The sequence below is a fragment of the Allocoleopsis franciscana PCC 7113 genome (assembly GCF_000317515.1).
Taxonomy (GTDB): domain Bacteria; phylum Cyanobacteriota; class Cyanobacteriia; order Cyanobacteriales; family Coleofasciculaceae; genus Allocoleopsis; species Allocoleopsis franciscana.
This window is the reverse complement of record NC_019740.1, coordinates 52,271-72,937: the sequence shown is the minus strand read 5'-3', so window position 1 is coordinate 72,937 and position 20,667 is coordinate 52,271. Positions and strand designations below refer to the sequence as shown.

At 48.1% G+C, this 20,667-nt stretch carries 14 protein-coding genes, 1 pseudogene and 1 CRISPR repeat array; of the genes and pseudogenes, 6 read left to right on the top strand and 9 right to left on the bottom strand.

Annotated features, from left to right (window positions below; all coding sequences use genetic code 11):
* Positions 1 to 276 precede the first annotated feature (276 nt).
* Positions 277 to 675 carry a hypothetical protein gene (locus MIC7113_RS32005; protein WP_041781552.1) on the bottom strand — a complete coding sequence of 133 codons (399 nt, stop codon included), beginning with the start codon at positions 673 to 675 and terminating at the stop codon, positions 277 to 279.
* Positions 676 to 937: 262 nt separating this feature from the next.
* On the opposite strand from MIC7113_RS32005, the gene MIC7113_RS32000 reads away from it, so the two are divergent.
* Positions 938 to 1,741, top strand: a complete 804-nt coding sequence (locus MIC7113_RS32000) for a hypothetical protein (RefSeq protein WP_015186261.1) — start codon at positions 938 to 940, stop codon at positions 1,739 to 1,741.
* A gap of 226 nt (positions 1,742 to 1,967) precedes the next feature.
* On the opposite strand, the gene MIC7113_RS31995 is transcribed toward MIC7113_RS32000, so the two are convergent.
* From MIC7113_RS31995 to MIC7113_RS31980, 3 genes are all read right to left on the bottom strand, one after another.
* Positions 1,968 to 5,357, bottom strand: a complete 3,390-nt coding sequence (locus tag MIC7113_RS31995) for a hypothetical protein (protein ID WP_015186260.1) — start codon at positions 5,355 to 5,357, stop codon at positions 1,968 to 1,970.
* A 529-nt stretch (positions 5,358 to 5,886) separates the two neighbouring features.
* On the bottom strand, positions 5,887 to 7,263 hold the full coding sequence (locus tag MIC7113_RS31985; RefSeq protein WP_041781548.1) for a helix-turn-helix domain-containing protein: 1,377 nt from the start codon (positions 7,261 to 7,263) through the stop codon (positions 5,887 to 5,889).
* 362 nt (positions 7,264 to 7,625) lie between these two features.
* Positions 7,626 to 7,820, bottom strand: coding sequence for a hypothetical protein (locus MIC7113_RS31980; protein ID WP_015186258.1), 195 nt, complete (start codon positions 7,818 to 7,820; stop codon positions 7,626 to 7,628).
* Positions 7,821 to 8,375: 555 nt separating this feature from the next.
* Between MIC7113_RS31980 and MIC7113_RS31975 the strand changes: the two genes are divergently transcribed.
* The 4 genes from MIC7113_RS31975 (at position 8,376) to recD2 (ending at position 12,275) form a co-directional block, all read left to right on the top strand.
* Positions 8,376 to 9,188 (top strand): DNA cytosine methyltransferase, encoded by an 813-nt coding sequence (locus tag MIC7113_RS31975; RefSeq protein WP_015186256.1) that lies wholly within the window; start codon positions 8,376 to 8,378, stop codon positions 9,186 to 9,188.
* A 151-nt stretch (positions 9,189 to 9,339) separates the two neighbouring features.
* Entirely contained in the window at positions 9,340 to 9,657 is a 318-nt protein-coding gene (locus tag MIC7113_RS31970; protein WP_015186255.1) for a hypothetical protein, read from the top strand.
* A gap of 13 nt (positions 9,658 to 9,670) precedes the next feature.
* Complete coding sequence (locus tag MIC7113_RS38835) at positions 9,671 to 9,802, top strand: hypothetical protein (RefSeq protein ID WP_015186254.1); 132 nt, start codon at positions 9,671 to 9,673, stop codon at positions 9,800 to 9,802.
* Positions 9,803 to 10,064: 262 nt separating this feature from the next.
* Positions 10,065 to 12,275: an SF1B family DNA helicase RecD2 gene (gene recD2 / locus MIC7113_RS31965; RefSeq protein ID WP_015186253.1), complete on the top strand. Its 2,211-nt coding sequence runs from the start codon at positions 10,065 to 10,067 to the stop codon at positions 12,273 to 12,275.
* Between the two features lie 478 nt (positions 12,276 to 12,753).
* Here recD2 and MIC7113_RS34100 read toward each other — a convergent pair whose 3' ends face one another.
* The 5 genes from MIC7113_RS34100 to cas4 all read right to left on the bottom strand — a co-directional run bounded on the left by MIC7113_RS34100 (position 12,754) and on the right by cas4 (position 20,259).
* The gene (locus MIC7113_RS34100) at positions 12,754 to 13,977 is read right to left on the bottom strand and encodes a TniQ family protein (RefSeq protein WP_015183694.1); all 1,224 of its coding nucleotides are present in this window, start codon (positions 13,975 to 13,977) and stop codon (positions 12,754 to 12,756) included.
* Positions 13,967 to 14,998 (bottom strand): ATP-binding protein, encoded by a 1,032-nt coding sequence (locus MIC7113_RS31955; protein ID WP_226883736.1) that lies wholly within the window; start codon positions 14,996 to 14,998, stop codon positions 13,967 to 13,969. Before MIC7113_RS31955 ends, MIC7113_RS34100 begins: the two co-directional genes overlap by 11 nt.
* Positions 14,999 to 15,117: 119 nt before the next feature.
* Entirely contained in the window at positions 15,118 to 17,505 is a 2,388-nt protein-coding gene (locus MIC7113_RS31950; RefSeq protein ID WP_015186252.1) for a TnsA endonuclease N-terminal domain-containing protein, read from the bottom strand.
* A 234-nt stretch (positions 17,506 to 17,739) separates the two neighbouring features.
* Positions 17,740 to 18,448: a CRISPR direct-repeat array (repeat unit 38 nt; unit sequence TGTTTCAGTCCCCTTGCGGGGATTAAGTTCGCGGAAAG).
* 217 nt (positions 18,449 to 18,665) lie between these two features.
* Positions 18,666 to 19,673 carry a CRISPR-associated endonuclease Cas1 gene (cas1, locus tag MIC7113_RS31945; RefSeq protein ID WP_015186251.1) on the bottom strand — a complete coding sequence of 336 codons (1,008 nt, stop codon included), beginning with the start codon at positions 19,671 to 19,673 and terminating at the stop codon, positions 18,666 to 18,668.
* 1 nt (position 19,674) lies between these two features.
* Complete coding sequence (gene cas4, locus MIC7113_RS31940) at positions 19,675 to 20,259, bottom strand: CRISPR-associated protein Cas4 (RefSeq protein ID WP_015186250.1); 585 nt, start codon at positions 20,257 to 20,259, stop codon at positions 19,675 to 19,677.
* A gap of 84 nt (positions 20,260 to 20,343) precedes the next feature.
* On the opposite strand from cas4, the pseudogene MIC7113_RS31935 reads away from it, so the two are divergent.
* Positions 20,344 to 20,565: pseudogene (locus MIC7113_RS31935) on the top strand (four helix bundle protein); the annotation flags it as partial.
* Positions 20,566 to 20,667 lie beyond the last annotated feature (102 nt).

The following is a 20,667-nucleotide window of genomic DNA, read 5'->3' as shown; positions in this document are numbered from 1 at the left end:
TTTACCCAAGCTTCGACTGGGGAAAATTCGTTTTCAATAATCTGGTTTTACTTAGCCGAATTTCTTTTCTTTCTTGAGGATAGAGCTTAAGAATAAATAATCTTTTACGGCTGGAATTTTCTTAAAGAGTTCGGCAATGTCCGAAATTAATTCTTATTGAGAACAGCTCTTGAGATGGTTGAGATTGATTTTTGGCTGTGTCATGTTAAAGCCTCCCCTCAGGATAAGTGATTCAAGAATTCTCACCCATCGAGCGCTTCACCTTATGAATCCAACTTATTTTTCAATAATGCCAACAAAACGACGTATTTTCATTAATGCACGAGATACTAAATTTGTCTTGTGTGTAAGTTCTGCGGCAGATGGTTTTTGAAGTAAAACTTCTATTCGTTTTTGCAAATCGTGCGTCGCAATTTGCTGTTGAGCTTCAGCCTCGCTATCACAATAAGCTCTGGCTGCTGCGAGTGCCGACGATGGCTCCGGAGTTGATTGATTGCCTGTATCTGAGGAAGGATGATTTGGGTTATGAGAACGGGCGTCAAAAGCTCCGGGCAATTGGCAATTATCGATACGGGCAAAGAAGTGACTTGAGCCAACTCCACCCGGCGCAGACTGACTGAAACGATAAATTTCAATCAACCGGTCTTTGTAGGTTTCTTCGTAAACCTTAGACATACATGGTGTCATGAGATGAACGGCGCTGCAATTACAGGTAAACGTAAGTATTGCCCTCAGTCTAACTGCATTTTTCGCCTGTCCTGGTCGCTGGGTTTGAAGAGTGGAGTTCTTAAATCTATTCATCCTTGCAGTTCTCCACAATCACTTGGTTTTGCGTCCAACCGATTTCTCGCACCATTGGTGCGATCCGTAGACAGCTTGGGTGTAGAGTGCGTAGCATAACTAGTAAGTTCTCACGTACCCCGATTCATGCCGAATAATGGACAAGACTCTACATATACATCAGGTATCTCCCGCACCTGATGCCCTAGCCTCTGCTATGGAGTCCATCAACACGCTTTCGGTTTGGCTCGTTGACGCTGGACTAGATAACAGCGCGATCACTCAATGGAAGTTTAATGCACTAGCCAAGAAATTTCCCGAGCTGGCAGACATTATTGAAGATGCTAAAAAACTTATTGGTTCTATTGCGCCCGCGCCAGAAATCGGCATGACCGTATCTGAGATGGCTGAACGGTTGACTTCTTTCTTAGAACGAAAAATCAAACCAGCACAAGTGAATCAGGCATTGGTTGAGTTGGGCTTCCAAGTTCGTCCAGATAACGGTAAAAGAGTCTGGCAGTTGACGGAATCCGGGAAGGAATATGGCTTCAGTCGGCTAGCCACCTCGAAGACAAATGATTGGTCCGGCCCACAAGTAACATGGAGAGAGGCAGTTATTCCCGTTCTCATTGATTATTTTGAGAACGCTTTCTTACTGGAGGAAGGAAAGAGTGAGTTGAGTGATTCCACCTCCACTCCTGCACCGGAATTGGAAGGAGAACCGGAATCTTCCAGTTGGATGCTTGGCGATCGCATCAAAGCCTTGAAAAAGAAAGTAACGGCTTCCCAACGGTTGCACGTAGAAATGGAAGCGGCTGAGGCATATAAGGAACGGCACTCTAAACCCCCAGAACAGGAAGAGGTTAAAGGCAAATACCATGATGTCTATCCCGCTGCTGATTTAGATTTGTTAGATGAGGCGATAGAGCGGGTACTGAAACGTTATGCAAAAAACCAGTAGGCTTACTACATTGGGGAGGGAAAAATCCGGGCTAGGTGGAAGTAAAACACAGCCCCTGGCTTTGAGCATCTCAGATTAAATGTGCTTTTATTTTTTTATAAAGCACCCAAAGAAAGTGAATATCCTTTAGAGTTCGCGAATTCTGCTTTAATTTTGGAATTGATGCTAAGGAGGTTGGCAAATGAGTAGATCCCAAATGGGTTCTATAAAGAATCAGCAGCTCACGTCACAACTTCACCCCCACCGATCGAGCTAACTGTCGCAGTTCATCCCCCGACAGAAGACTCAAGATGGCTTGTGAGAGGATTTTTACCTGGACTTCTGCTGTTGCACCGTTCCAGATTAGATTAAAGCCTCCCTTTCCATAGGCATCAACCAGCGATAAAAGCTCTACATAGGGTGAATCAGCTATTAAGGGCAGGTATTCTGAACTCAGCCACTCAATTTCATCTGGGGGTGGGTCAGGAGGGGACTTAGGAATGGTTGCGCTCCGCGCTGGGGCATTATCGATCGCTTCGCTTTTAGAGTCACTTATAAGCAAAACGATCAATTTTTGGAACCGGGAGATATGACCCCTGGTGTATCCCGCGAGGTTAGCGATCGCCTGCTGTGTTACCTTCTGCCCCGTCGCTTTGAGTTGTTCCACAGCGCTTCTAATCGCCAGTTCCAACCGCTCAGTTTTGCTGGCAGCTTCCAGGGTGATGTCGGTGGCTCTTACCAGCTCCACTGGCACATCTAAGGCGAAGTCTCCCAGGATGTAAACTGTTAACTGCTCCCCCTGGCGTCTAGTGGCTCTAAGGCGTCCTTCTGCCTGGTGGATATTGGCGAGAATCCGCCGCCGCACAAACTCAGCAAAGTCTGGGTCAGCGCTGACCGACGATTCAAAGTAAGCCTCTATTCCTTCTGGTAAGGGGTTAGTCAGTTGCACTGGCGTCTTCACATGCGACGTACCCTCGACGGGAACTCGCCCATAGATGCAGGCAAACTCAGCCGCTAAATATTCCAGGTTTTCGCAGGGGATACCATCGAGTATCAAGGTGTCAAGGGTTTGAGCATCATTTACACCCCTAGACTCGATAAACCATCGATAATCCCCTTCAAGAGCCAATCGCTTGAACCGAATCACCCCAGCGTTTGGGTGTCTTTTGAGCAGTTCGCTCACCGTCGCTTGAGACCGTCGCTGCTGCTCTTTGCCCCGATGCTGACCTAAGCGACCAAGCCCAGCAACCTGCACCCGTTTTACCTGTGCTCCTGGTAACTGCTGCTGTTTGATGTGGTAAATTTCTTCTGGTTTGATTCCCAGTAACAAAGCCAATTCTTCCCGGTGTCCAGTGGCATCAAGGAAAATGTTGCACTTAGCGGCATGGGCGATGTCCACCAAACGATTATCTGGCGTCGTTATGGTAAGCACTCCATAACTCAAGGTGAAGTATCCTTTCTCGCCTCTTAGCACCCGAAGGAAGGGCATCAGCCATTGTTTGAGCAGGGTAGTTCGTATTTTTTCAGCCGTTGCCTCATCCGACTCAGTGAACTTCTTCCTCCACCCCGCAGGTAGTTCGGCGGCGCTTAGTCCATACTCAGCCGTTGGGTCTAGAATTTCTAGGTCTGGCTCAAGGACAGAAGCGATCGCTTCTAAATCGATATCCGCTGGTAGCTCTGGTAGCTGCCTGAGTAAGGCATGGTGATTCCAGCCAAACCGATTAGGCTGTTTGATAACACCCGCGATTAGCTGTCTGAGGGCAGTGAGCAGAGGAGAGAGCAAAAAGAAGTGAGTCGGTGCTGTAGTAGCTAACTGGAGCATCAGCTTCTCTAGGTCGCGCTCAGTAACGGTAATCTGGCGAGTATTTTTCAGAATGGTGTTCCACTCTTCCCAAATGAGAACAGAGCCTGAATAATCAAAAGCGTTTTCCCCTGCCGTTACTGGTAAGCTGGCAGGATGTGAGCGTACTCTTGGTAGTTTGAGGGCATTCATCCGGGCGTTAAGGTAGCCGAATACGTGTCCCCCCTTGCACGCTTCGTAGAACGGACACGTTTGACAAATCAGTTCAGAACTATCAGCCCCCTCGATGCCAGCCTCTCGGAGAGAGGAGATAGTGTCTACCCGATAGCAGTTAGGTTGTATTGTATAGCTCTCACCTGGTTTAGAGCGCCTGATTTTGCCGTGAGAGTCAGTAACTAAGCCCTGGTGCCGACCATTCAGAAGTCCCCAATCTGCAAGCGTGTCGGTAGTCGGGTTTCGGGGGTCAGAGGTGACGTAAAAGACGCGATCTGCGCTTCGCAGCAGCGCTTCGCTATCGCATTCCAACAGTTCAGGTGTTACTCTGCCAGCGTCGAAGCTCTTACCACTCCCAGTGCCGGAATCGTCCCAGATGAATTTGTACTCTTGTGCCGCTTTTTTCCAGGCATCCAACCTAAAGCCTGCTGCGTACTCAGTAGCTTCTATTTTGGGCGATTTTTGAGTTAATTTAGTCTCACGGGTCTTACCAAAGCCCCAAGCACTAAGGCGCTTCCTAGAAGCTTCTAGCCGTTGCTTTATGCGTGGGAGCCAGCCCGTGACCATTTCCCTGAAGTTGCGAGCTGCCCTTGGGCTTGGTGCTAGCTGCCAGAATTCAGCAGGCTTTAGATAGGCGATCGCCCCCAAATCATCCAGCTCATCGATGTCTGGCGACTCTAGCTTGATAGTTTGACCCCACCAAGCGACTTGAACTGAGTAGCCCCAGCCAGCGATAAGTTTCACCGTGCGCTGATACTGGCTCATCACATGATGGTTCAGCACAGCCCCAGCATCAGGGTATAGAGTGATTATCTCAGGTTTGAGAACTTCTAGAGATTCCCTAAGTTGTTGCGGACTCCCAGCGAAGTTAGCACCTGCCGCGCCAATGACGATTTGCCCTAGCTTCTGAGCTGCAACGTAAGGTTTGAGCAATCCTTCAGCCAAAGCAACGCCAGGGCGCTTGATTCCCTCAACAGGACGGCAGATTGTAATGGGCAACTCCCCATTGGGTAAGTGCGAAGATTTCCAACCCTTAGCCCAGCGATATTTATTATCTGTGGCGTCATCGACCCGTAACTGCCAACCAATCAGACGCCCATGAACGTCGAAAGCGGGGCAAGCGAAGCCGCTAACTTTTGTGGCAAGTTTTCCTCGCGTGACCCCTGGCAGATTTGCAGGGATGCCATAGGGCAGTTCCTGGTCTGGGTAAATCGTGAAGAAGCCCCCGGCGTCGATTGCAGCGTCAGTCAAGCCGCGATCGCGTAAATTCTGTCGATGGCGATTCCCTAACCCAAGGTAACTGTGAAGCTTGCGGATAGCTGTGTCGCGTTCAGCAGATGGCAACGCTCCCCTAGCTAATTCCTCTAGTTCCCGCTGTCTTTGTTGCTCCTGTCGCTGCCGTCGCTCCTGCCACGCTTGGGTGTCAGTGTTGTCGGTGGATTGGGTATACATTCCAAAGCCGCACTTGTCCTCACCCACAAATCGCCAGCCCGATGGAAGTGTGGCAATGGGTGCGCGGCAGTGAATGAGTCCATTATCTCGGTTTTCCCGGCAATCGGAGCGCACTCCAGCACAAATCGGGCAGTTGCGCTTGAGGCTTCTGAATCCTCCTCGGAAAGTCATCAGCCTGCCCTCCGCTGCGATTGGACAAAATCGAGCAGCGACCTCCCACTGGATAGGTCAGAAGGTGCTATCGGCTGTATTGAGCAGCAGTCTAGATGAAGTGTTCGCGCTTTGGCGGGGACGAGATGCACGTCTTGAATTTGATTCACAGTCGCTGATTTGTGGAGAAAGGCGACTTCAATCATTGCAGTTCAGCAGAACTCGTGTTTTGCAACGGATCTATATTATTGATCTATATATTGATCCAAGCTTGTTCTAAACGCTGAAACTTTTGTGCTGTAAGGCTCGAAAAAAAAGTTTGTTGCACAACTAGGAGAGGTTTGTTGCACAACTAGGAGAGGTTTGTTGCACAACTAGGAGAGGTTTGTTCTAACGCTCCAGCCTATATCTGGTAAGGCTTTGATGCCAATTTTTTCAATTATTTTTTTTAGAACCCACATCAGAACAGTTGCTCCCGCTTTCGAGAGTCAACAAAAAACCCGCTTCTTCTATTCGGCGGGTCTAGAGCATTGGGTAGCAATCCAAGCGTTTATTGAATGTTCAATAGTTGGCGGAAGTTGGATTCTTGTTCGGGTGTGGGAATGCGATCGCCGCGCTCGATCATAGAGACGTAACGTTGCGACACTCCCAACCATCCAGCCAATGTGGCTTGGCTCCAGCCCTTGACGTTCCGGGCATTTCGGATTTGAGCGCCAGTTAACTTGGCGCGTTGTGATGTAGGCGAACTTGTAGTTCGACGAGCGGACTTCAATTTAGGTTGGGTTGGCTCTGGTTTAGTTTTGGTTGCCAGCAGTGCTGGGATAGGCGCTGGAGGATGAATGGTGATTTTGGCGGCTAGCAACTGCTCGAAGTACCCCCTCGGTTTCCGAGCTTTGCTACCAGGTCGCAACTCTTCTGGGTAGGTTTTGGGGTCAAATTCAACTTGAAACGCTTGACTTAATTCCATCAGCGCTGCTAAGGCATGATTCCAGCGATTTGCTAATTTATAAGCCTTGTCGCGGTTGGCTCGAGCTTCGTCAATGACCGTTTGGGGCACAAGTGCTTCCAATAGGTTTTTTACTTCGTAAGTACCACTGGTGCGGAACCGACTTTCCATTGTCAGGAGAATCGCCAACCGCAAAGCTAGCTCATCATGGTAAGGGTCAATCTTAAGAACCTCTTGAGCCAAATAACCGAACTGGTATAAGGCATCTTTAGCTTGGCATCCAGCTTTGTTTAAAAAGCTTCGAGTCCACAATCCCGGTTGAATTGTTATGTACACTTCATCGGGTTGCTCTACCTTACCCTCTAGATTTCGTTGACCAGTTAGTTGAACTTGAACGTTCCACATGCGGGAGGTTTCAACGCTGGCAAGAATGCCACCTTTTTTATGCTTACCTTCGACCCAAGTGGCTTCGATCAACAGACAATCCAGGACAAAAGCCACCATAGCAATATCCTTGCGCTTCTCATAAGCTGGGGAATTGTGGTTTTTGTCCCAGCCCATTTCCTCAATCAAGTCACTACCCTTTAGAGTAAATTGGCTCGACCAAGGCTTATCTTGCCTCATCGTATGAGCAGCGAAAATCAGGTGTAGCTTGGCCGTGGTCAACCCAAACTTATCAATGATTTGCAGGGCTTCATCCCAAGGGAGGACAGTGATGTTACCAGGACTAGCGATGTAGTGTTTGATGATGTTATTCGGGTTCCCCTTCGCTTGATGCTGGAAGCAGCTGATACCCGAAGAATCTTGCTGCCACTGGTCGGGTCTCAATTGTGCCTGGAGGCTGGATACCATAGGAGGGGGTGTAGCGATCGGCGTAATAGGTTTACTTTGATACAGTCGCGGCTCTGTACGGGGTGGGTCTGAGAACTCCTCGACTTCAATTAAACCTCTCAGGTTGCGATGAGCTGTAGAGTTGATCATATTGTGCCTGGATGCCTCCTGTAAAGAAACCCAGAGACAATCAGCACCCATTCCATTGCCAACAGTTGTGTGCTTAGAGTTTGGAATAAGGTATCAGCGAAATCTAACCGATACGACCATAGTTGGTTTAGGCTATACATAGCTAGCAAAGTAGCCCTCCTTTGGCTACGAGAAAGGTAGGGGAGTCGCAAGTTTCCTATGCCCGTGGCTTCCCAGTGACCCTAGTTGTTAAAAAAGAACCCAAAGCCTCCGCCGCCTAAGTCACGGTTGGAGGCTTTGGTATTTGGTGAAATTGGTGTTTTGATAAAGCGAAATAGAAACTCGTTTTATTTGCCATTCGGTTTACGCTCTTTCTTGCTTTTTTATGGTTTTAAATCTTCCGGGTTCATGCCAGTCCGGATAAGACCAGTCGGCTCGGAGGCAGTTATGTGACCGCCATTCCGGATTTCCTCAAGCCTTTCGATTGGAATGCCAGAAGCTTGGACAAGCTTTTCCATGTCCCAGCCTCTCATAAAAGTCGCAACAGCAGTTGTTTCAGGCATAGATGAGCGTAGCATACTCTTATATATTTGTTTTATTTCTACCTAAAAAGCAGGTAAAGCAACTATTTATAAGGACATTTGCAAAGCTATATAGTATGTTGAAAATACGGTAATATTTTTCTGATTTACTGTAGTAAATAGGTAACTTTTTATGCAAGAGTTAATTTATTTCATTCATTATTGGTGCTTTTTGTAAGTATCTGTTAATAAAAATAGCAACCAATTAAATAGCATTTAATAATGACCTTTGGTTCATAGTTACAACGATTATGACCTGGGAAATTGAAGGAGGTTTTTACCCTTTGCAACACGACAAAAAGAGGGAATGGCTAGCATCAAGGAGGTGTGAGGAATGAACAACGCGCTTTTTCAAGTTAGTACCCAAGACACTAAAAGTTCTAGGGGATTTAAGGAAGGTGATTGTGTCAGGGTCAGACTAGATGGCAAACTTCCCAAAAAACTCTCATGCGCCTGTTGCCGCATTGGAGTAGTTGCACGAATTGAAAGATTAATCACCGTCCAACTCGACCCGACAAAAAATTTTTAATCTCATTGATTGGTAAAACCCGAATGGTTAGAGAACTGGTCTGGACAGATTTGTGTAGCGGAATCGGAGCCGGTTTTCCTTACGCTGGATGCAAGTATGCAGAACTCAACCTCATCGCCACCTGCGACACAGACGAGTATGCTCAAGATATCCTGCTCAAGCGATATCCAAGAGCCATCTGCATCAAAGATGTTCGATTATGGGTATCGGTCAGCCAAAGCTTACCAGCAGTTGAACTTGTTACAGCCAGTCCTCCCTGCCAGCCGTTCTCAGTCCAAGGAAAACGCCTCGGTATTGAGGACAAGCGAGACTGTTTTCCCGCCCTTATTGGAACGATCGCTCACTCAACACCTCGATTCTTCTGTATTGAAAATGTACCCGGACTTCTCAGTTGTCCCATCAGACCAGGAGCAGGAGCTGGGACATATTTCACTTTTATCCTCAGTGCAATGGCCGTCATCGGGTACGATGTCGAGTGGCTTTGTGTCGAGAGCGGACACTTTGCTGCCCCTTGGCGTCGGAAACGATTGCTCATGGTTGGGTTCCCACGGGGCATTATCCCACACCAGTCGCGCCCCTGGATTGAGCAAGTCAGAGAGCAGCTCTCGTGCGAAAGGGATTCTTGGGAAGGGCGAGGTTTACAACCCGGACTGGCTGGAGTTGAAGAACGGACTGTCGAGGGGGTACTCGTCCCCGTTGGAGTTAAGAACGGCGACAGAGTTATTAGAAGGCGACGAGAAGCGCTCGGCAACGCCCTCGACCCCAGAGTGGCAGAAATCGCCCTCCGTCGAGTCTTATACCTCAACCGCCTCACCCAATCCCCTAGAACTAAATGAAAAGCGATCTCTAGTAGATGAGGAAGCAAGTCCCCTAAAACTAAATCCCCTAGAACTAAGTGAAAAGCCATCAGCTTCTGCCCTTGTCACCTGTCCCAGTTGCGCCGAACCTCTGCTGACACTTAAGGAGGGCTGCGCGGTCTGCGGTTGGATGCCGCTTCAAGAATCAGTTCTAGGGGAAACAACCAAACGCAGAGCCAGCGGTTGGTTAGAGCATTACACGAAGAGCAAAAAACTCAAGTCTGGCATCATCGCCACCTATCCTCGTGTTGAAGGAGAGCGCGACCCGGATAATCCAGCTCACTGGTATTGGGCTTATCGATGGGAGGAGAAGCGAGAGAATGCCAAAAGCGATAATGGCTATGTCACTCGTGCGGTGAGTTTGCCCAGAGACAAGGTGCAGGCAGTCAACTTGGCGATCGCTCGTGATTGGCCTGTGGAGAAAATTTTATCGTTTATCAGAAGTTAGGAGAAAGTTTAGTGTGATCGATAGCGGCGAATTGGCTCCTGTTCTGCCGGGAGCCGACTCCGCCCTGCCTGAGCCAGCGCAAACGCCTCATGTGGAAGTGAGGCATGAGTGGGAAAGTTGGCTGCAACAAGCAGTTAAGCCCTGAAATGCGAGAGCAGTTCCTGGCCGCGCTTACCCAGTAGTGGGTCTATCAGTGTTGACCGATGAACGGTGCTTTTCGGGTGGGGGAGAAATTAATATCTTGCTACGGCTCATAGTAGTATCTCTTTTCCCCATCTCCTTATCTCCCGAAATGCTGGGGAAACTATCGCGTGAATGCAACTCGGTATAAGCAAGCCAACAGAGCCATTGTTTAAAGCGAATGGTGCCATCCCTCTACACAGCTTTTGAGACGAAGTGATTAAATCATGTCAACAAATAGCACTCCTCAACTAGAATCCCTGGAAGGAATCGTGGAACGGATAACCTTTCATTCCGATGAATCCGGTTACACCGTTGCCCGCTTCAAAGTCCCCCGGACTCCGGATTTAGTCACCATCATCGGCAACTTTGCTCAGATTGAAGCAGGGCAAACCCTCAAGCTTTCTGGCATTTGGCGCGACCATCCTAAATTTGGACAACAGTTCCAAGTGACTCAATACCGGGAAACCAAACCCGCTACCCTCACGGGAATGGAAAAGTACTTGGGTAGCGGTTTAATCAAAGGCGTTGGCCCCGTAACTGCCAAGCGAATTGTCGCTCACTTTGGCCTGGAAACCCTCGATGTCATCGAAAACCAAATTGAACGCCTGCTGGAAGTGCCAGGAATCGCCCATAAGCGGGTGAAAATGATTCAAAGTGCTTGGGAAAAGCAGAAAGCCATTAAAGAGGTGATGGTCTTTTTGCAAGGGCATGGGGTGTCCACCACTTATGCGGTTAAGATTTTTAAGCAGTATGGAGACGCGGCGATAGCCAAAGTCACTGAGAACCCCTATCAACTGGCTGCCGATATCTACGGCATTGGCTTTGTCACGGCCGATACTCTAGCTCGGAATTTGGGCATCGAACCCGGTTCAGAATTTCGCTACCGGGCGGGAATTGTTCACGTTTTGGGAGAAGCGGCAGAAGATGGACACTGCTTTTTGCCTTTTGAGGAACTGGTAGAGCAGACGGTGAAACGATTGGCGATTGATGACCATCAACCCCAAAAGAATGCGATCGCTCGTCTAATCCAACAGATGGGTCAGCTTAATGAGTTAGTCCTGGAAAGCTCGCCCGACCAGCTACTTTGCTACAAACCCTCCTTTTTCCAAACCGAACAGAACCTAGCCCAGCGATTACGACAACAGCTCACGAGTCCCGTTACGGTTGACTTGCCCAGAGTCCGCCGTTGGCTCTTGCGCTTCCGGGAGAAAACCGGGATAGAACTGAGCGAGCAACAACAGCAGGCGGTGGAGATAGCCGCCAGTGAGCGCGTGTTGGTATTGACGGGTGGCCCTGGATGCGGTAAGACGTTTACCACTCGCACGATTGTTGCCTTGTGGAAAGCGATGGGCTTCTCGATCGCTTTGGCGGCACCAACAGGGAGGGCGGCTCAGCGGTTGAGTGAAATGACGGGGCAACCTGCTTCTACCTTACATCGGCTGTTGGAGTTTGACCCTAAGACGTTTGGCTTTAAGCACGATGAGTCCAATCCAATGGAAGCCGATGCGATTGTGGTGGATGAAGCTTCCATGCTGGATTTGTTTTTGGCTTACTCTCTGATGAAAGCTGTCAAACCAGAGGCTCAACTGTTGTTGGTGGGAGACATCGACCAGTTGCCTAGCGTAGGACCGGGGAATGTGCTGCGGGACTTAATTGTGTCACAGTGCGTCCCCGTTGCCCGACTGACGCAGGTATTCCGCCAAGCGCAAGCTAGCCAAATTGTGACCAATGCTCACCAAATAAATCTTGGGAAATATCCCCAGTTGGAATCTGTTTCCCTTACCCCTCGTTCTGACTGTTTGTGGTTAGGAGCACCGGAACCGGATTATGGGGTGCAGGGGATTATGGAGTTGCTGACTGATGTTATTCCTCAGTTGGGGTTTAATCCAACGACTGATGTGCAGGTGCTGTCTCCCTCGACACGGGGGGTGGTGGGAACCCGGAACCTTAACCAAGTGCTTCAGAATCTGCTCAATCCACCCAGTGCGAGTAAAGCGGAGGTGGTGCGGGGAGGAACGATTTTGCGCGTGGGCGATCGCTTGATTCAACGAGTGAATGATTATCAAAGGGAGGTGTTCAATGGTGATTTGGGGGTGATTGTAGCCATAGACAATGAGGAGCAGGAAATCAGGGTTCAGTTTGACCAACGCCAGGTGACGTATGATTATGCGGATTTGTTAGAGGTGGATTTGGCTTGGGCGGTGACGATTCACAAGTCGCAGGGGAGTGAGTATCCGGTGGTGGTGCTGCCGCTGTTTCCTCAACATTATCTGATGCTGTCGCGTAATCTGCTGTATACGGGGTTGACGAGAGCTAAGCGGTTGGCTGTGATCGTGGGGCCAAAAAAGGCGGTGGCGATGGCGGTGAATCAGGTTAAAGACCAGAAGCGGTATACGGGGCTGGCGTGGCGGTTGAGTGGGAAGGTGTTGCGGTAGGACTTTGTGCTGGTAACAGAACATCATGGCTTTAACTGGAAACGCACTCTCAAGAGCTTCAGTTTCATTGCGGGGATTAAGTTCGCGGAAAGTTCAAAGGTCGCATTAGCCAAATTGTGATCAGCCGTCCGTTTCAGTCCCCTTGCGGGGATTAAGTTCGCGGAAAGTTCGGTACTCCGAATTAGCGGTGGGAGGATGTCAACCGGTTTCAGTCCCCTTGCGGGGATTAAGTTCGCGGAAAGGAGAAATCTGAAGAGGTTCCCCCATTCTAAGGCTAGTTTCAGTCCCCTTGCGGGGATTAAGTTCGCGGAAAGCTCTCAAATTTATTGTCACTTGAACCATATCCTGTCCAAAGTGGAAGCATAAGTTGTCCAAAAAACTGTGGTCACTTTATACTTCGACGTGGTGGGACGAGGTAACTAGACTTGAACCGCTTGCGAGTACCTGGAGATAGACTTGGGGAATGGCATTATTATAGCTAGGACTTTCTGATTGCTTGTCGGTATAATCTGTAACGAGCGGAAATTTGGTGGCACAAGTCTGGGAAAAATCGGGAGATATCGCCAGGGTCGTATCCAATAGTAGCAGCCACTTGCTTGAGAGACTGGGGTGGTTCAAAAGACAAAGCTGCCTCTAAAAACATTTGTACTTTCAGCGCATCAAAGCGCCGATTAGTTTTTCTCCTTTGTTGAGTGATAGGCAAAACCTTCAACGATAGCGGTTGCTCAATCACTACCCGGCCAGTGAGGAAATCAACTAAAGGAATAGAAAGACACCAACAAACTCGTAAGAGCAAACCTAATTGTGCCAGTGCTTGACCACATCGCCATTCTCCTGGTACGGAAGCACTCAGGTACATTAACTCAGCAAAAGCTTTAGCATTACCGTTGGTAGCTTTTTGAATACATAAGTCAATACAAAATGCCAGATTTTCTCTAGCTGGCACAGACTCAAGAAAAGGTGCTTGCTCTAGAATTTTTCCCACGGAGTACACAACAAAAATCTGCCATTCCCAATCAGGTGGCTCTACTGGGGAAGCATCAAAAGAGGTCTCGCCTGTACTCAAAAATGAACTCACACCCAACCACTGTTGGCATCTAGAGCAGAAACCCGGTCGGGAATTCCACTCTAGAGGGTAGAGCGACCGCCGACAATTGGGACATTGATGCCATAAAACTTGTTGATGAACAGGACAAGTTGTCACTACCTGGAGCGACCATAATAAAGGCTCGTAGATGGGTTTGCCACAACGCTCCCAATCGTCATAGCACACGGGACACCAAGCCTTGTTGGTACGAAGTAAACCTCGTGACGGTAAAACGTTAGCCCAACGTAACAAAGTGAGAAACCGTAACTGATGCTGCTTGGTTCGTGCTTCTAACACATGAACTGGCTCAGATGCCATAATTCCCATGCCATTCCAGGCCCCCGTATCGTTGAAAAAGACACGGAAAAACCATCTGGATAACCCTTGATGCTGATTGCCCTGATATCTACTGACTTGTTGAGCGACTTCTTGAGCTAGCAAAATACCCGTAGGTACTCGATGAGCTGCTGCCAACCGAGCCACATAACTGGTTAAACTCTCTACTGTCGGCGTTCCTACACCGATGGGTTCAAGAGGATGCAGGCGGCTACGCTCTGGAATTGTTGTGGTTTTTGAATACCACAGTTGATGATTACTCCAGCTTTCAACTGACACTGGGAGCGCCTCCGATGACATCCCGTTGAGGATTACGCTCTCCCGGACGACGTTTCTTTGTTTTCTTGTCTTTTTTATTAGCCGTAGAACGGGTCGGGCTATTGAGCAAGGCTTCTGTTGCTGTTGGTGGCTCCTTAACAGTTAATCCCAATTTTTGACGCAATCGGCTCAGTTCGCTCTCCGATTGGAGCAGCGCTTTCTCACCTTCTATCGCCTCAGTTGCCATTTGCATACATTTAGAAACACTGGGAGCATAAGGTGTAAGATGTGCCAAGCTCAGGGTAGAGGCTGATTCTCCCAACGCTTTTCTCAAAGCTTGTGTCAGCCAATCTTTCACTATCCCGACACAACCGATACTGCGTTCGTAAAAGTATTCCCAATGCTGCTCTAAATCAGGGACTTCTAACAAGGGCATTTGGCAGGCAAAGCTTTTGAGTACCCGTTTGAAATCTTTAACGTCCTGTGAGCAATCCGCTTGATAACGAGGAAAGTGAATATCTAAACTGCGGCGGCTCAATTGACCGCTTAAATTTCTTAACTGTAGCAGTTCATAAGTGCCAAAAAGTCCGTGTCGGGTGGACGTGAAACTTGCCATTGACTGAATGGCATCCATTTGGTCTTGTTGTCTTCGTCCCGATGCCATTTTAGTGAAGCGTTGGGCTTCATCAACTAGAAATACAATTAACCGACGTTGTTGGATAATTGCGGCTACATCCTCTCGTAAATCTGAAAGGTTGGCTCTTGATTTAACTAGACGTTGAGCCGAACCCCTGCCCTCAATTCGGCTACTGCCAGTTCTGAGTTTATAATCAACGAAGGGGTCAGCTAAAGCTATCAAGACGCTTTTATAATAATCTTTCCAGTCGAAAGACCCGGATTCGGGAGCGCGAGCTTCTACATAAGCAACAGGAATATGCCCACAATCAAGTTGCATAGCTCTGGAGTTCTGCTCTATTAGCACTTTCACAACTTGATGGAGTAAGGTTGTTTTCCCCACCCCGGTAGGACCAAACAAAAAGATTAATGAAGCTCCTCCAGGATTATTGACGGCATCTATTACAGCTTCATAAGCAATTTTTAATTGCCTGTGTACTACCGTACAACTTTCAAAGTAAGCCAGTTTCTCCGCTGGAGTTGCAGCTAAGAGTGACCCGCTAAGCTGCTATAGTGCTGCGAGATGCAATTTACCCACTGACCTTTTATGTAGGCATAGGCAATCCCAACATCATTTGGGTCATAGCGCACGAGAACTTGAGTCTTTTCAATTTCCGGATTCCGAAAACTATTATGCCAATAGTAGATGTGGTTAATTTTGACTCCTTGATTAGGAATGACTTTGGCAGTTCCTTTGGATGTTGTTGGTAGGGTCAAAATCCGAAAGGTTTCATCGTAAGGAATCAGTTTATGTGGGCGCAATCCGGTTTGCAACAAGCCATCTGAAAAAGCTGCTCTTGGGCTTTTCAAGAGTGCCGGATGCTCCTTGTTGTCGTAAAATTCATAAGCCCAATCGCATAGATTCTGATACAAACTCCCCAGCGTCCAAATAGCTAAATTACGGGGATTAACGCTTTTCGTCACAGCCCTAGAATTCTTGTTAATTTGCGTATTTCCCTGGAGATTGTGAATCAACATGGTGTTGGCTGTCCCGAACAAGCGTTCGCATACTGAACCAAATCGGGGTTTAGCCGCTGGTCGGGTTTTCTTCGTGCAAGAGTAAGCGGCTAGTAGCCGCTCGAAGTAAACACTCATGAATTCTTTGGCTCCATCCACCACTATCGTGTGGGGCAAGCGTCCGTGACGACGGACACACTCGCGCATTACCATCATGCAACTACGGTAGGACGGTGGGTCAAAACACAGATAAACGGCTAGTATTCGTCGTGAGTAAGCGTCTGTTAGGAAGGTAGCCCAAGGGCGACCCAGATTTACTGATGTGTGGGAGCTAACTAGCTCAATATCTAATTGTGTATGGTCAATATGGCAGATTTCAAAGGGTCGTTGTCCGTGCCTAGGGGTGTTTACCTCTAGCTCCCAATAAAAAGGTTCGTGCTTGTAAGCCGCCCTACGCCCCTGCCTTTTCAAAGCCTGTTCATAGTTAGATTTTTGATGAATGTTTCGGACAAATGTTTTGTAGCTACAAGGAGTAATCCCTTGCTGTTCACAGGCTCGTACCAGTGAACTGTAAACGGCGAATTTTCCTTGCTGTTTGAGATTTAGATAGTTGTTAGCAATGAATTCGTCTACGATTTTTTGTGTCGCTTCCGGTAATTTGGATTGGCGATTACCTTTAGAGCTGACGCGAGGCAATAAACCTACATAACCACATCCATATTGCTCTTGGGCTTTTTGCCACGAATGCAACCAACGGCGAATTGTACGTGTACTGACGACCTGATTTGAGGTTTGGAGTTCACCCGTTAGGTAGGGAGCAATGATGGAATAGCGGCGGTTGGCTTGTGCACAATCATCGACGCTAGCCTTGGCTAAAAGGTCATTGACTTCTTTTGCAGATGGTAAGGAGTGGGTGACAACACCTGTTAACTCACCCTGTTTGACTAATTCCAATAGGGCAACGTTGGGCAGTTGGATGACTTTTTCCTCTTCATTGAGTAGGGCTGTATGGGTTTCTCCCCGATTGAGAATCGATAAGCTTTTTCCATTCCACACCACAGGAGAACCAGGTTTTAGGTCAACTAAGTTAGGGGCTAATTCTAAGGTTGATGCTCTTCTCCACTTGGTTGTTTCGGTTTGACAAACTTTCTGACTAGCCGGAAAGATTTGACGCTGTGAACCAAGTTGCGCTATGTTGACACCTCGCCAATTCACCTTTAAATGATTTTGGGCAATTAGGGTATAAACCTCGTCACAGTTGTACCCCTGTTGTAGCAATTCACCTAAGGTAATTCCTGGATGAAGTTCTACCAGTAATGTGATGTTGGCACGAACGTTCTCTTCTAGATCCAAATGGGACGGCTGCAAGTAGTCTTCGAGAAAATGAAGATTATTTTGGAAAACCCAGTCAATTTCAGCGTTGCAGCGGATGCGATAATATAATCCCAAGCTTTGTGCTACTTCTTCTCCTGGGGGACAGTGCCATTGACCTTCAATTTCTTGCACGTAGCGAGCAGGCATCTTAGCTGATAATCGCACTAATTCATCAAGTGTTTTCCACTCTTCCCAGCCAGCAGATGTTTGGCGCAACACGAAGAAATCTGGGGTATGCAGGACTCCTACTTTCCGACCACACAGAGCTTGATAGCTAAGTTTAAGCCCACTGGGTTGATCGTAATATTCCAGCACATCTGGGTCATATTCCATTTCATAGATGCCTGCCAATTCGTTGTGGTGGCTCTCAAATTGAATCGTCACGCCCATTTTTCGACTGGGGTAACGACCACTCACGTTGCCTGCCCTACTGCGTACCACACGCGCAGGTGGCGAACTGCGTAACAGTTCGATGTATTTCCTTGTCGGTTCTGCCAAGGCTAACTGCTGACACCACCGCACAAACTGTTCGCCGTCCAGCATTTATTTTTTCTCTGGCAGCAATGGGAGGATATTGTCAGTTTATCAACTCCAGGACATCTTATCCTTCCAATTTCAACTTAGGGACAATTTATAGTTCTACTTGGCTACCAAAGCCACTGTTCTTCCTACGACAGCATCAGGGTTTTTGCCCCTGTCGCTGGACAGCTTATGCTTCCACTTTGGACAGGATATGGTTCAAGTGACATTTATAAATAGGTTGATTGTTGGTCTTTGTGTTTCAGTCCCCTTGCGGGGATTAAGTTCGCGGAAAGTGTCTTCACCTGAATTTGAACTTTCTTCGATCACCTCGTTTCAGTCCCCTTGCGGGGATTAAGTTCGCGGAAAGTTTTGATTTAATACGAGGTTAGAACAATGTATATTTCAACGTTTCAGTCCCCTTGCGGGGATTAAGTTCGCGGAAAGTCGCTTGTTCAATGGCTGAGAAATTGGCACAGCGTCCAATGTTTCAGTCCCCTTGCGGGGATTAAGTTCGCGGAAAGTCGCTTGTTCAATGGCTGAGAAATTGGCACAGCGTCCAATGTTTCAGTCCCCTTGCGGGGATTAAGTTCGCGGAAAGCAAGGTTACTTAAGCTAAATACTTAAGGTTATACAGTTGTTTCAGTCCCCTTGCGGGGATTAAGTTCGCGGAAAGACTAGTGCAATAAATGACAGGAGTTTAAATAACTGTTTCAGTCCCCTTGCGGGGATTAAGTTCGCGGAAAGTTTTGGTAATGTAGCTTCAAACATGTTACCTGTTGTTTCAGTCCCCTTGCGGGGATTAAGTTCGCGGAAAGCGCACTTGAGAATTTAGGTGGAATTGATGGTATTCCTCGTATGTTTCAGTCCCCTTGCGGGGATTAAGTTCGCGGAAAGTTCCTCCCCGCCCCTCCCGTGATGGCGATGAAGGTTTCAGTCCCCTTGCGGGGATTAAGTTCGCGGAAAGTCCGCCATCTGAAACATCGACGGACAGAGGGTTCTACCCATGATTTTCGTGGGACTCTTTTTCACCCTCATTTCAGTCCCACTTGTTGAAACCCATTCTCATTTACTGAGCAACTGAAAATGCTCAAACTATTTAATTGTCAAGGTTCTGGCGTTTTTCGTGGCACTCCTCGGTTTTTCGCCCCCGCTTTGACCCACGAAAAATTTGACTAGCCCAATTATAGAATGATCGTTGTGTCTTGGCGAGGCTGTTGGGAACCGTAGGTCAGGGTACGCTTCAAGGCCCCCGCATCCAACACGTAAACTCGTACCGAATCCTCAGAGGGCTTAATCAACTTCTCCATAGAGATTTGCAGCGAAGCCCACTGCATTCCTGTCAAAAAGCGCTCAAAGGCTTGGAGAAACGTCTTTCGTCCATCCTCCGACAAGCGGTAAGCCCCCAAACTTTCTGTAAAATCATCTGGCTGGAGTTCTCGATGACTCAACACCGACAGCACCAAGCTATCCGCCACCAGCGGACGGAACTCTTCCATCAGATCGAGCACCATTGAGGGCTGTCCATGATGCACCTCATGTAGATAGCCGATATACGGATCTAATCCCGCCAAGTGTACTGCTGCCGTCACCTGCACCCGTAGCAATCCGTAGGCAAAACTCAACAGTGAGTTAACCGGGTCAGTAGGAGGACGACGATTGCGTCGAGGGAACGACCAAGGTTCTTTCAACAAAGCATCCCAACAGCCAAAATAATCCTTCGCTGCCAATCCTTCCACACCCCGCACCTGGTCAAGCGTGGTTTGCTCCGCAACCAGTTTTTTGTGGGACTTGAGAGGATTGCCCATCAGTTTGTAACGATACAAAACTAGATGCTGGTTGTGGATTTTGGCAGAAACGATCGCTTTTACCAACTCCAGCCGCCCTTTGGTATCGTGATAAAGGGCATACTGAGCCAACCGCAGCGGCCCATTGCGAGAATATCCGGGTAAAGCGCTACCGAGATACTTACCAAACTCGGAAAGATAATGAATTGGCATCCCCAATTCCAGCGCATAGACTAAAGCATCACCCGTAACCTGGGGATTACCCATTAATACCACCTGTTCGACCGTTTGCGCCGGGACAGATTTTTTTTGCCAGGAACCATCCTCCTGCTTCAGCGCTACAGTAAAGGCTTCGTATTTCTTACTTAAAACAGCTTCCGGCTGAGTAACATAGAGTACAGACATCTTAAACGTTCTCCCGAAGTAGTTGTTTGACTTCAAACGGCAGGCAAATTCCAATCAAGCTACACGCCTGACATTTCTTCGCCTGGTCGATGGGCGGCGGCATTTTTCCTGTTGCGGTGAGTCGTGCTGATGCGATCGCATTTTCGGTTGCTTCCCGCAGTTGGGGCGTAAAATTCACCCTCTGCCGCCGTCGATTGCCGTGGTAGAAAATTTCTCCATAAGTAATGCAACATCCCAAACGTTCTTCCAAACACAAAGCAGCAGCACACAGTTGAAAATGGTCGTTAAGGTGCTGCGCCATCTTGCCCTTTTTGTATTCCACCGGGACTAATTCACCGTCTCGTGCTTCAACCGCGTCAATGATGCCGCTGACAAAAAGGCGATCGCTCCACACCCATTGCTGCTGATAAATTAAGGTGTCGCCCTCAACGTTAATTTCCTCCTCATTAATATTGCGGTGGAGATGGCGTCCCAAGAGAATATGCTCGTTATCCTCCATTTCTCCTAATTGGTATTCCAGATAAAATCGACGCGGACAATATTCCCAAGCATTGAGGTACGCAAGCGGTAAGTAGTTTTCAGTCATGGTTTAGTCAGAAAATAATGGGACAAGGGGGACAAGGGGGACAAGGGGGACAAGGAAGATAAGGGGGACAAGGGGGATTTTGTAGTGGCAAAAGAGTCGTTTAAGAGTCATGAAGATTTGGCGATATTTCAGTTGGCATTCGATACAGCGATGACAATCTTTGAACTCTCTAAAAAGTTTCCTGTAGAAGAAAAATATTCATTAACCGATCAAATTCGTCGTTCATCACGTTCTGTGTGCGCTAACTTGGCAGAAGCTTGGAGAAAGCGCAGATACAAAGCGGCTTTTATTGCCAAACTAAGTGACTGGAGTTTAGACTACGATGGCAAGGAGTGCCGAGTAGAGAAGCAGTAATTACGGCAAAAAAATTAGTCAAGTTCGCGAGTGCCAATCGCGAATAAACTCAGC